9 protein-coding genes and 1 pseudogene are annotated in these 12,421 nt (G+C 71.3%); 6 read left to right on the forward strand and 4 right to left on the reverse strand.

All coding sequences use genetic code 11. The annotated features are described in order from the left end of the window. Position 1: 1 nt before the first annotated feature. Together FED44_RS21360 and FED44_RS21365 are read right to left on the reverse strand one after the other, a co-directional pair. Complete coding sequence (locus tag FED44_RS21360) at positions 2-775, reverse strand: 3'(2'),5'-bisphosphate nucleotidase CysQ (RefSeq protein WP_117409262.1); 774 nt, start codon at positions 773-775, stop codon at positions 2-4. Positions 776-777: 2 nt separating this feature from the next. Then, positions 778-1,419 (reverse strand): annotated as a pseudogene (locus FED44_RS21365) (sugar transferase); the annotation flags it as partial. A 350-nt stretch (positions 1,420-1,769) separates the two neighbouring features. Here FED44_RS21365 and FED44_RS21370 point away from each other — a divergent pair. The 6 genes from FED44_RS21370 to FED44_RS21395 all read left to right on the forward strand — a co-directional run bounded on the left by FED44_RS21370 (position 1,770) and on the right by FED44_RS21395 (position 10,889). Further along, positions 1,770-2,372, forward strand: a complete 603-nt coding sequence (locus tag FED44_RS21370) for a 3'-5' exonuclease family protein (RefSeq protein ID WP_138461812.1) — start codon at positions 1,770-1,772, stop codon at positions 2,370-2,372. A gap of 365 nt (positions 2,373-2,737) precedes the next feature. Continuing rightward, positions 2,738-3,955 (forward strand): glycosyltransferase family 2 protein, encoded by a 1,218-nt coding sequence (locus FED44_RS21375; protein WP_208759108.1) that lies wholly within the window; start codon positions 2,738-2,740, stop codon positions 3,953-3,955. Next, positions 3,956-6,271, forward strand: a complete 2,316-nt coding sequence (locus FED44_RS21380; protein ID WP_138461814.1) for a right-handed parallel beta-helix repeat-containing protein — start codon at positions 3,956-3,958, stop codon at positions 6,269-6,271. It begins immediately after the preceding gene. After that, entirely contained in the window at positions 6,268-8,229 is a 1,962-nt protein-coding gene (locus FED44_RS21385) for a right-handed parallel beta-helix repeat-containing protein (protein ID WP_167521548.1), read from the forward strand. Before FED44_RS21380 ends, FED44_RS21385 begins: the two co-directional genes overlap by 4 nt. Before the next feature lie 3 nt (positions 8,230-8,232). After that, a complete protein-coding gene (locus FED44_RS21390) occupies positions 8,233-9,435 on the forward strand; it encodes a right-handed parallel beta-helix repeat-containing protein (protein WP_208759109.1) in 1,203 nt (400 codons plus the stop codon). A 122-nt stretch (positions 9,436-9,557) separates the two neighbouring features. Beyond that, the gene (locus tag FED44_RS21395) at positions 9,558-10,889 is read left to right on the forward strand and encodes a UDP-glucose dehydrogenase family protein (RefSeq protein WP_111701387.1); all 1,332 of its coding nucleotides are present in this window, start codon (positions 9,558-9,560) and stop codon (positions 10,887-10,889) included. 52 nt (positions 10,890-10,941) lie between these two features. Here FED44_RS21395 and pth read toward each other — a convergent pair whose 3' ends face one another. Both pth and FED44_RS21405 read right to left on the reverse strand, forming a co-directional pair. Continuing rightward, entirely contained in the window at positions 10,942-11,553 is a 612-nt protein-coding gene (gene pth / locus FED44_RS21400; RefSeq protein WP_111701388.1) for an aminoacyl-tRNA hydrolase, read from the reverse strand. A gap of 79 nt (positions 11,554-11,632) precedes the next feature. Further along, the gene (locus tag FED44_RS21405; protein WP_111701389.1) at positions 11,633-12,232 is read right to left on the reverse strand and encodes a 50S ribosomal protein L25/general stress protein Ctc; all 600 of its coding nucleotides are present in this window, start codon (positions 12,230-12,232) and stop codon (positions 11,633-11,635) included. Positions 12,233-12,421: the final 189 nt, after the last annotated feature.

The following is a 12,421-nucleotide window of genomic DNA, read 5'->3' on the forward strand; positions in this document are numbered from 1 at the left end:
TTCAGGGAGTCTGGCGATGCAGGTCACGGATTCCGGCGAGCAACGTTGGCGCCAGATCCGGTAGGGAGACCAGGATATCGGGGAGTGAGGGGTCACCCTGGTTGTAGGTCAGGGGTGAGCCGTCGATCCTGCTGGCGTGGGCCCCCGCCGCGAGCGCGACCGCGACAGGCGCGGCCGAGTCCCACTCGTACTGACCTCCGGCGTGGACGTACGCCTCGACCTCTCCCGTGAGCACGGCGGCGATCTTCGCGCCGGCCGAGCCGATCGGGACGAGCTCCGCGCCGAGGCGGGCGGCGAGGTCGCGGACGAACTCCGGCGGCCGGGTGCGGCTGACCGCGACGCGGAACGGCTCGCGCGCCTTCTCCGGCAGCTCCGGAGGAGCCGCCGTCGTGAGCGTACGACCCTGTGCGGGCAGGGCGACGGCGCCCGCGCCGAGGGAGCCCCGCTCCCACAACGCGACGTGGACGGCCCAGTCGGCGCGGCCCTCCTCGGAGAACTCGCGCGTGCCGTCGAGGGGGTCGACGATCCAGACGCGCTCGGCCGACAGCCGCCGGGGATCCATCCGCTCCTCGCGGGTCGCTTCCTCCGACAGCACGGCGTCGTCCGGGCGGAGCCGCCGCAGGGCGTCCATCAGGAACCGGTGCGAGGTCTGGTCACCGGCGTCCTTCAACGCCCGGCCGTCCTCGAACCCGAGGCGGGCGCGCAGCTCCAGGAGCCGTTCCCCCGCTTCCGACGCCAGTTCCCCCGCGAGGGAATGGTCGTCCCGCATCGTCATCTTCAGTACGCTCCCGCCCCGCGTGCGACCGCGGCCCATGTCCTCCATAGGATCTGCAGATCCAGCCTGAGAGACCAGTTCTCGACATAACGCAGGTCCAACCGTACCGATTCCTCCCATGACAGGTCAGATCGGCCGTTAACCTGCCACAGTCCGGTCATCCCCGGGCGCACCGGCAGCCTCCCGCGTACGCCGCCGTACCGCGCGACCTCCTCCGGCAGCAGCGGGCGCGGCCCGACGAGCGACATGTCCCCGCGCAGCACGTTGAGGAGCTGCGGCAGCTCGTCGATCGAGTAACGCCGCAGCAGGGCGCCGAGCGGGGTGACACGGGGATCCCGGCGCACCTTGAACAGCACGCCTCGGGCGTCGCTGGTCAGCTCGACCTTGCGGGCCTCCGCGTCGCGGTGCGTCGTGCGGAACTTGAGGATCGTGAACTCGGCGCCGTCCCGGCCCACCCGCCGCTGCCGGAACAGGGCCGGGCCCGGCCCGCTCACCCGTACGGCGATCGCGACGGCGGTCAGCAGCGGGGCCAGCACGACCAGCGCCACGGTGGCCACCAGCCGGTCGAAGACGGCCTTGACCAGCCGTTGCCACCCGGCCGGCCCTGCGTGCGGCGGCCCCGCGCGGCCCCCGGCCGCGGTCCGGCGCCGGCGCGGCCCGCGCCACGGGCCGTACCGCGCGCAGAGGGTGAGCACGGCCGCGAGCGGCAGCGCGATCACGTACGGCGCCACGGACGCAGTAACCTCGCCGGACCGGATCACGACGGCGGTGATCCCCGCGAGAAGGGCGCCCGCGATGGCGCAGACGGCGGCGGCGAGCCGGTGTCGCACGGCCCACCTCGCCGGCCGCGCGGCCGGACGGCCGGGTGCGCCCCGCGACGCGCCGGCGGCGACCCGGGACATGTCGCCGTCCAGCACTCTCACCCCCCGCGATCGTCTTGCTACTGAACGTGATGGAATGCTAGCCGCCGCGCCCCGGCCCTCAGGGAGATTTGGTGAAAGCCGAGACGTACATATCGGTTGACATCGAGGCGGACGGCCCGATCCCGGGCCCGTACTCGATGGTCAGCTTCGGCATGACCGTGGCGGGCCGGATGATCGGACGGCACTTCGAGCGGACCGATCCGGAGACCCGGACCTTCTACGCCGAACTGCGGCCGATCAGCGACGACTTCGTGCCGGAGGCGCTGGCGGTGAGCGGCCTCGACCGCGGCACGCTGCTGCGCGAGGGGCGCGATCCGGCGGAGGCGATGACGGCCGCGGCCGCCTGGGTCCGGGAGGTCTGCGGGGCGGACCTCCCGGTGCTCGCGGCCTTCCCGCTGTCGTACGACTGGATGTGGATGTACTGGTACTTCCTGCGCTTCACGGGCGAGTCGCCGTTCGGCCACTCCCGGTGCATCGACATCAAGACGCTGTACGCGGCGAAGGCCGCCGTGCCGGTGGCCTGGGCCACCAAGCGGCAGATGCCGCGCGAGGTGCGGTCGAGCCGGCGGCACACCCACAACGCGCTCGACGACGCGATCGAGCAGGCCGAGCTGCTGCAGAACCTCATGGAGTGGCGATCTTCCGACAGGAATCGCAAGGAAAGCCGACTCTGACAATTCAGTCAATTTCTGAGTCATCTCACTATCCGACACGCCGTTTGTCCGCTTTGGGGGTTTCGGGTATCCTTTAAAGGCGAGAAATGACCGTACTAAGTCATTTCTACTTTTTCGTGCGGACATATCTAGTTACCTACAAGTTTACTTCGCGTCACCTCAAACACTCCATCTGCCCTAGATGAAACATATTTCACTCTGATAACAGATGGATCGTTCCAGGCAAGCCAGGCATATCGCCACGTATCTTCTCTACCTGTCGCCAAGCGAGCACGTCGCCCCACGCACGTGGGCAGGCGGATAAATGTCGGGGAGGATCCGTGGGGTCAGATTCGAATTGGCTCGATACCGCCTATGAATGGCTGGTGCGCACCGGAACGGATGGTTCCTGGCGCAATCTGATCCCGCTGGGCCTGGCCGGACTGCTCGTGTGGGGACTGTGGATCTACCGGGTGGTGCTGTCCCGGCTGGCCAGGCCGATCGTGAACGGCTACCGGACGACGGTCTCCGTGGTGGTCCCGTCCTATCGCGAGGATCCCGAGATCCTGGTGCGCTGCCTGGAGAGCTGGCTGGCCCAGGACCCGCTCGAAGTGATCATCGTCGTCGACGTCGCCGACACCGAGTGCCACGCCAGGCTCGCGAAGGTGGAGGACCCCCGGCTGCACGTCCTCATCTACGAGCACGCGGGCAAGCGCTCGGCGCTCGGGGTCGGCATCCGGGCCGCGCAGGGCGAGGTCGTGGTCTTCGCCGACTCCGACACGTGGTGGCAGCCCGGCCTGCTCGACGCGGTGCAGATGCCCTTCGAGGACCCGGCCGTCGGCGGCGTGGGCACCCAGCAGAACGTCTACCAGCGGACCACCAGCGTCTGGCGGCGCGTCGCGGACTGGCTGGTCAACCTCCGCTACTACGACTATGTGCCGGCGATGGGCAGCAGGGGCGGCGTGGCCTGCCTGTCCGGCCGTACGGCGGCCTACCGCCGCGCGGCCATCCTCCCGGTGGTCCAGCACCTGGAGAACGAGTTCTTCCTCGGCCGCCGCTGCATCGCCGGTGACGACGGCCGGCTCACCTGGCTGGTCCTCGCCTCCGGCTACAAGACGGTGCACCAGTCGACCGCGCGGGCCATATCGATGTTCCCCTCCTCCTTCCGCGCCTTCGTCAAGCAGCGCGTCCGATGGAGCCGCAACTCCTACCGTTGCTACCTCACCGCCCTGTGGAAGGGGTGGCTGTGGAAGACGCCGCTGGTGACCAAGGTGACCGTGCTGCAGATCCTGCTCACCCCGGTGACCATGGGCATCACGCTGGCCTACCTGTTCTTCAGCAGGCTCCAGCCCACCCTGCCGAGCATCGCGCTCGCCGTCGGCTGGGTGCTCCTCAGCCGGGGCGTCCGCGGCTGGTCGCACCTGCGCCGCCACCCCGGGGAGATCTGGCTCCTGCCGCTGGTCTGCCTGGTGGTCATCATGATCGCGCTGCCGATCAAGCTGTACGCGTTCGTCACCATGAACAAGCAGGGATGGCTGACCCGCTCGTCCAACCAGATGGGCGGGGCGGGCCAGACCGCGGCCACCCTCAAGGGGGTGGCCTGAGTGAGGCGGTCGCTGCCCGCTCTTCTGACGGCGGCGGCCCTCACGCTCGGCATGGGCGGCGCGGCGGCCGCGGCCGCCCCCGTACGCGGCGGGCTCGCGGCGGCCGCGGAGCCGACGCCGGTGGATCTCGTGGACCCGGCGGCGCCCCCGTCCGACCGGGAGAACAGCCCGACTCCCTCGCCCGATCCGACGCCGACCGAGACCTCCCGGCCGTCCCCCACCCCCAAGCGGAGCCCGTCGTCCCGCCCCACCCGCTCGTCCGCCCGGTCTCCTGAGGCCACCCGTACGCCGGGGACCGGCACGGCCGGGACGGCGCGGCCGACTCCTTCGGGTGGCCAGAGCCTGCCGACTCCCACGCGGGAGGAGCCGAAGGAGGAAGAGGAGCCGCCGCCGCTGGAGAAGGCGGTCATGGCCGACGACGAGACGCTGAAGGCCGGCCTGATCTCCGCCGACGCCGAGGCGCAGGCGCGGCTGGTGGACGTCGAGGACCAGCGCATTATCCAGACCCGGGCCGCGCTCACGGCTCTGCTGCAGGCCGGCGGCATTGCCGCGGCCCAGCGCAAGCGGCCCCAGGTCTTCGTCTCGGCGTACGGCAGGACCCTGGTGCTGCCCGCGCGCAACGACACCACGGCCCCCTACACGCTGCGTGACATCGCGGCGGTCGAGAAGGGCCGTTACCTGCGGCGGATGAAGGACGGCTCCTACCTGCTCGGCGTGCAGGTCTTCGTGGCCGACGGGGCGAGCCTGCAGTTGCGCGGGCCGCTGACGCTGCGGATGGGCAGCCTGCCGGGGTCGTTCAGCTCGATCATCTCGTTCGGCGGCGACATCGACATCAAGGGCACCGCCGCCAAGCCGGTCCGGATCACCAGCTGGGACGTGCGCACGCGCAAGCCCGACCTGACCACCACCGACGGCCGCGCCTACATCAGGGCGGTCGGCGGCAAGTTCGAGATGTCATACGCCGAGGTCTCCGACCTCGGGTTCTGGAGCGGCCGCACCGGGGGCATCGCGCTCACCGGCACCGAGCGGCCGGCGAGCGTCTACCGGCACCGCACCAAGACGCAGCGGCACCAGGACAAGGCGGAGCGCCTGTCCAAGGCCGGCAGCCAGCGGGGCGGGAGCAGCTTCGGCGACGTGGAGACCATCCCGATCGGCCCCGGCACGGCGACGCACGTGCTCGCCGACGACCTGGTGTCCGGGTCGATCAGGCACAGCGTCATCACCGGCAACGCGTACGGGCTGTTCGTCTCGGGGTCGAACCAGACGCAGATCGTCGACGACGAGATCAGGGACAGCCTGGCGCACGGTGTCTTCCTGCACCGTTTCGTGAACAGCGCGACCGTCCAGTCGACCAAGGTGATCGGCAGCGGCGGCGACGGCTTCGTGCTGTCGCGGGCGACCGAGAAGGTGCAGATCACCGACTGCCTCGCGGAGCGCAACGGCCGCAACGGCTTCACGCTCAACGGGCAGGCCCTCGCGCAGGGCCCGTCCGCGAGCGGCGAGTCGCTGGCCGTCTACGGCGACAACTCGGTCAACGACAGCGTCGCCCGCGACAACGGGAGGTACGGCGTCGAGGTGCTCGGCGGCAGCCGCCTGTCCGTCTACACCAGCGAGATCACCGGTGGCGACATGGGGATCGTGGTCCGCGAGGGCGCCAGCGAGGTGCAGATCTCCGGCAACAAGCTGTCCGGCCAGGCCCGGCAGGGCATCGCGCTGCGCGACGGCGCGACCGCCGGCCACGTGGCCGGGAACACGATCACGGACACCCTGACCGGGATCTACCTGCGCGACTCCAACGCCAAGGTGGTGGGAAACAAGATCACGACCCTGGTGAAGCCCCGGGCCCACGGGATCACCATGGTCGGCGACGTCGGCGCCACCGAGATCACCCGCAACACCGTCATCGGCTCGGGCACCAGCGCGATCAGCGTCTCGCGGTCCGCCCACCGGGTGAACGAGCACGACAACGTCGAGGACGCCTGGCACGACACCTCGACGTTCTGGGTCAAGGCCAAGCGTTACGTCAAGCCGATGAACCTGATCTGGGCCGCGGTCATCCTCCTCGTCATCGTGTCGGCGCTGCGGTCGCGCCAGGCGGGAGCCGATCGCCGGCGACGCCGTACCGCCATCGGCGACCCCTACTCGCGCCAGCGGGTGCTGGAGGAGCGGCCCGTCCTCGCGCTGCGTCCCGCCGGGGCCGCGCCGGCCCGCTCCGCGTACGGCGGGGACCGTCCATGGCACCGCGAGCCGTCGCTGCCGATCCACCATCCGGCCCCGGCCCCGGCCGCGCCCGCGACGGGAGGCCTGACGTCATGAGCGACACCCCCCGGCCCCGCAGCCGCGCCCTGCTCATGATCCTGGTGCTGGGCCTGGTCGCCGCCTGCACCTGGGCGTACCTCGCCTACACCGACGGAGCCGAGCCCCCACCCGCGATCAACGACGTGCCCCAGGCGGAGGCCCAGCAGCAGTCGACGCTGGTCGACCAGGAGTCGCTGCGGGTCATGCAGACCCGGGCGACGCTGTCCTCGGCGCTCGCGCGGGGCGGGCCGGCCGCGGCGCAGGCCCGGGTGCCGCACATCTCCAGCTCGGCCAACGGGCAGACGCTGGTGCTGCCCCAGCGGCGCGACCCGTACCGCATCGCCGACCTGGAGCGCCTCGGCCTGGAGCAGTTCCAGAAGCAGTCGGACGGCTCCTTCGTGCTCGGCATCAACGTGTTCCTCGGTCCGGGAGCCAAGCTGGTGCTGCAGAACGCGCAGGGCCCGCTCGTGATCCGGATGCGCAGCGAACCCGGCGCCTTCGTCTCGATCGTGGGCTTCGACGCGAGCATCCGGGTCAACGGCTCGGCCCAGAACCCGGTGCGGATCACCAGCTGGAACCCCCACACCAGGACGGCGGACACGCAGGTCTCCGACGGCCGCGCGTACCTGCGGGCCATCGGCGGAGAGCTCAGGATGAGCCACGCCCGGGTCGAGTACCTCGGCTTCTGGAGCGGCCCGACCGGCGGCCTGGCGCTGACGGGCACCGACCGGCCCGCCGAGACCGCCGAGCGGGTCCCCGTACGCCCGGGCGTGGCGGCCACCGCCGCTCCCGGCACCTCGGGGTCCGGCAGGAAGCCGGCCGGCAGGGAGGACGACGAGCGGAAGACGCTCCTGCCCAACGGCCTGCTCGTGCCGAGCCGGGGCGGCGACGACGAGGTCGAGATCACCGACAGCGCGGGCGGCAGCAAGGTCGCCTACCAGATGCCCCAGGCCAACCTGGTCACCGGTGAGATCAGTGACACCTCGGTCGTCGGCAACGCGTACGGAATCTTCATCAGCGCGTCGGACCAGACCCGCATCACCAACGTCACGATCGGCGACAGCCTGATCCACGGCGTGCTGCTGCACCGGTTCGCGCGCAACGCCTCCATCGAGAACACCACCGTGACCGGCAGCCGGGGCGACGGCTTCGTGCTGTCCCGGGGGACGCAGAACGTCACGATCACCGGCTCGACGGCCGAACGCAACGCGGGCAACGGCTTCACGATCAGCGGCCTCCCGCTGGCCCAGGGCCCCTCCGCGTCCGGCGAGTCCCTGCGCAGCTTCGGCGGCGACTCGCTGCTCAGCAGCGCCGCCCGCGACAACGGCCGGTACGGCGTGGAGGTGCAGGGCGGCATCCGGCCGGTCGTGCAGACCACCGAGGTCGTCGGCGGGGAGATGGGCATCGTCGTGAGCAAGGACGCCACCGGCGCGCAGGTCTCCGGCAACCGGGTCAGGGGCCAGAGCAGCCAGGGCATCGTGCTGCGCGACGGGGTCGTGTCGGCCCGCGTCAGCGGCAACATCGTCAGGGAGGTCCCGACCGCGATCTACGTCAGGAACGCCCGGGTCACGGTCACTGCCAACACCGTGCAGTCGGCCTCGCTGCACGCGATCTCCGTGCTCGGCGCGGCCGGGGGCAGCGAGATCACCGGCAACACCCTGGGCGGCGCCGGCCGCAGCGCGCTGGACACCGCCCGGGCCACCGGGTCGCTGACCGTCGCGCGGAACAACACCGGCGGCTGGCAGGACACGGCCGGCTTCTGGACCATGGTCAAGCGGATCGCCAAGCCGATGAACCTGATCTGGTTCGGCGTGATCCTCCTCATCGTGATCGCCGCGATCCGGGCGCTGAACGGTGACGGCCCCCGGGCCGGCCGCCGCTTCGTCGACCCGTACGAGAAGCAGGCGGTGCTGGAGGAACGGCCGGCCAGGGAACTGCGGGCCGCCGCCGTCGCGGCCGCCGGGAAGGGGGACTGAGCGGTGGACCGCTACATCGACCGCAGGACCCTGGTGGGGATGCTCGTCGGGGCGGCCCTCACCATAGTCGTCGTGGTGCTGCTGCGCGGGCTGTTCGGCGGGGGCTCGGAGCCGCCCGTCGAGGACATCCGCCCGGTGGGCGGGAACACCCAGCCCCCGGGGGCGATGGACGACGGCTCCCAGGACCTCCAGAACTCCCGGCCCGACGACGGCGGGAAGGTCGAGGACCAGGACGCGCCGCTGGACGGGGACGAGGCGGTGCCGTTCGTCCCGACGCAGGACCCGCCCGCCGTCCCGGTCCCCGAGGGACCGGGCAGGATCGACTGCCCCGAGGCCACGGTGACGGTCGGCGACGCGGCCGGGCTGACCGAGGCGCTGAAGACCGCCGAGCCGGGCGCGGTGATCAGGCTGGAGCCCGGCGTGTACGTCGGCAGGTTCGTGGCGACGGTCTCCGGCACCGCCTCCGAGCCGATCTTCGTCTGCGGCCCGGCCGACGCGGTCCTCGACGGCGGCGGGGTGAAGAAGGGCTACGCCTTCCACCTCAACCAGGTGAGCCACTGGCGGTTGATCGGCTTCGACGTCCGCAACGGCCAGAAGGGCGTGATGGCCGACCAGACCTCACACACGATCGTCCAGGGCCTGACCGTCCACGACATCGGGGACGAGGCCATCCACCTGCGCAACTTCAGCAGCGACAACACCGTGCAGTACAACACGGTCTACGCGACCGGCCTGCGCCGCGAGAGGTACGGCGAGGGCGTCTACCTCGGCACCGCCGAGAGCAACTGGGCGTCCTTCTCAGGCGGGAAGATGGACCGCAGCGACCGCAACGTCGTGCGCGGCAACGTCATCCGCGCCACCGCCGAGGCCGTGGACGTCAAGGAGGGCACCTCCGACGGCCGGATCGTCGGCAACGTCTTCGACGGCTCCACCCTGGGCGGGTCCAAGCACAACGACTCCTGGGTGGACGTCAAGGGCAACGGCTACGTCATCGAGCGCAACACCGGCAGCGGCACCAGCGAGGACGGCTTCCAGACCCACCGGATCGTGGACGGCTGGGGCACCGGCAACGTGTTCCGGGCCAACGTCATCGACCTCGGCGGCTCGGGCGGCTACGGCGTCAACGACACCGCCGGCGGCAACACGATCTCCTGCGACAACAAGGTCACCGGCGGAGCGCTGACCAAGAAGGGTGGCTGTTCCTGACCACGGCCCGGCGGGACCCCCGCCGGAGACCGACTCTCCGGCCGTCCGGCACACCCCGCCGGCGGTCACCAGGCACCGAGTCCGCCGGACGGCGACTCGCCGACACTCATTGGGATACTGACATGAGCGACGCCGAACTCCCCCGGCTGACGGTGATCGGGACCGGTTACCTCGGGGCGACACACGCCATCTGCATGGCCTCGCTGGGCTACGACGTGGTCGGGCTCGACGTGGACCCCGGGAAGATCCGCAAACTGCAGTCCGGGGAGGTGCCGTTCTTCGAGCCGGGCCTGCCCGAACTGCTGGCCAAGACCCTGGAGTCGGGACGGCTCCGGTTCACCACCTCCTACGCCGAGGCCGCCGAGCACGGCGACGTCCACTTCATCTGCGTGGGCACCCCCCAGCAGCCCGGCCTGGACGCCTGCGACCTCAGCTACGTCGACGCCGCCGTCCGGGGCCTGGCCCAGCACCTGACCCGGCGCTGCCTGGTCGTCGGCAAGTCGACCGTGCCGGTCGGCACCGCGGCCCGGCTGAGCGGCCTGCTGACCGAACTGGCCCCGGCCGGCGAGGAGGTGGAGCTGGCCTGGAACCCGGAGTTCCTGCGTGAGGGCTTCGCCGTCGACGACACGCTGCGGCCCGACCGGCTCGTCTTCGGCGTCGCCACGGAGTGGGCGCGGGAGCGGCTGGCCGCGGCGTTCGCGCCGATCCTCGACCTCGGCACCCCGACCGTGGTCACCGACCTCGCCACCGCCGAACTGGTCAAGGTCGCCGCCAACTCCTTCCTGGCCACCAAGATCTCCTACATCAACGCGATGGCCGAGATCTGCGAGGCCACCGGAGCCGACGTACACGACCTGGCGCAGGCCCTCGCCTACGACGACCGGATCGGCGGCCGCTTCCTCCAGCCCGGTCTCGGGTTCGGCGGCGGCTGCCTGCCCAAGGACATCCGGGCCTTCGCCCACCGGGCCGAGGAGATCGGCGTCGGCCAGGCCGTGTCCTTCCTGCGGGAGGTCGACGCCATCAACCGGCGCCGGCGCTCCCGCACGATCGACCTGGTCAGGGAGCTGCTCGGCGGCCACCTCAACGGCCAGCGGGTGGCCTGCCTCGGCGCCGCCTTCAAGCCCAACTCCGACGACATCAGGGACGCCCCGGCGCTCGACGTGGCCCGGACGATGCACGGCCTGGGCGCCAACGTACGGGTCTACGACCCGGCGGCGCTGGACAACGCCCGTCGCACCTACCCGGAGCTCAGGTACGGCACCAGCGCGATGGACGTGGCCAGGGACGCGGACGTGGTGGTCCTGCTCACCGAGTGGGCCGAGTTCCGCGAGATCCAGCCCGAGGCGCTGGCGGAGGTCGTCGCGCACCGGCGGATCGTGGACGGCCGGCACGCCCTCGACCGGGACACCTGGCGGGCGGCGGGCTGGGAGTACCGCGCCCTCGGCCGCCCCTGACACTCCGCGGGTCACCCGCGCCGGGAGCCTCGCGCTCCCGGCGGCGGGACCCTCAGCGAGGCGGCTTGGCCGGGTTGAGGTCGCCGGCGTGGAACCGGTTCTGCGTCGCCTCCAGGCCCGCCGTCATCAGCGACTCCACCATGTCGGCGGCCCGGTCCACCAGGAACGGCAGGTCCTTGCGCTCTGCCGTGGCGAAGTCGCGCAGCACGAACGCCGCCGGGTCCATCCGGCCCGGCGGGCGGCCGATGCCGAACCGGATGCGCGGGTAGTCGCGCGTGCCGAGCGACTTCGTGATCGACTTCAGGCCGTTGTGCCCGTTGTCGCCGCCGCCGAGCTTCGCCCGCAGCGCGCCGTACGGGATGTCCAGCTCGTCGTGGACCACGGCGACCCGGTCAGGTGTGATCTTGTAGAAGTCGGCCAGGGCCTTGACCGGCCCGCCGGACAGGTTCATGAAGGACAGCGGCTTGGCCAGCACCACGGGCAGCGCGGCCAGACGACCCTCGACCACCTCGGCCCGCGACCGGTGCGCCTTGAACCGCCCGCCCACCCGGGCCGCCAGCTCGTCGAGCACCATGAAGCCCGCGTTGTGGCGGTTCCCGGCGTACTCCGGCCCGGGGTTGCCCAGGCCCACGACCAGCCACCGCTCCGCGGCCGTGTCGGACATCGCTGTCTCCTCCACTGTCTCCACATATGGAAGAGTCCTCCGCGGGACACCCCGCGGAGGACTCTCTCACGAATCGGTCCTACTCGGCGGCCTCGGCGGTCTCGCCCTCGGCGGCGGCCTCGCCCTCCTCGGGCAGCCCGGCCGACGGAGCGCCGATCACGTGCAGCACCAGGGCCTCGGGGTCGCCGGCCAGCGTCGTGCCCTCCGGCAGCTTCAGGTCGCCCGCGAGCACCGTGTAGCCCTCTTCCTTGCCGTCCACGTCGATCTCGACGCCGGTCGGGATGTGGGTCGCCTCGGCCTCGACCGAGAGCGTGTTCAGCGGCTGGTCGACGATGGCGCTGCCGACCGTCTCGCCGACGACGGTGACCGGGATCTCGACGGTGACCTTCTCGCCCCGCTTGACCAGAAGCAGGTCGACGTGCTCCAGGAAGCCCTTGATCGGGTCGCGCTGGACGCCCTTGGGCAGCGCGATCTCGTCCACACCCTCACCGTGCAGGCGGATGAGCACGTTGGGCGTGCGCAGCGCGAGCAGCAGCTCGTGGCCGGGGAGGGTCAGGTGCTTGGTCTCGGTGCCGTGGCCGTAGAGGACGGCGGGAACCTTGTTCGCCCGGCGGATCTTGCGGGCGGCGCCCTTGCCGAACTCGTCGCGGAGCTCGGCGGCGATGCGTACTTCGGACACGGCACATCTCCTAGGGATGTTCGACGGATGACGCGCTCCCCCTCACCCGCCCTAGCGGAAGGCGTTACGAGCGCAACCTCTAAAGCCTATCGTGTCTCCCGCAGTGTTCCCCGCGTCGCTCGTCGGGGCGCTCACGTCCGCCTGGGCGTGCCGGAGGCGCGCCAGCAACACAGCCCTCGTCGCTCGTCC

The organism is Microbispora triticiradicis, from assembly GCF_005864065.1.
In the GTDB taxonomy this organism is placed as follows: Bacteria; Actinomycetota; Actinomycetes; order Streptosporangiales; family Streptosporangiaceae; genus Microbispora; species Microbispora triticiradicis.

Coding starts and splice junctions, on each gene's coding strand:
- FED44_RS21360 (WP_117409262.1), bottom strand. CDS start 775: ATGACGATGCGGGACGACCATTCCCTCGCGGGGGAACTGGCGTCGGAA.
- FED44_RS21385 (WP_167521548.1), top strand. CDS start 6,268: ATGAGCGACACCCCCCGGCCCCGCAGCCGCGCCCTGCTCATGATCCTG.
- FED44_RS21395 (WP_111701387.1), top strand. CDS start 9,558: ATGAGCGACGCCGAACTCCCCCGGCTGACGGTGATCGGGACCGGTTAC.
- pth (WP_111701388.1), bottom strand. CDS start 11,553: ATGTCCGACACGGCCGCGGAGCGGTGGCTGGTCGTGGGCCTGGGCAAC.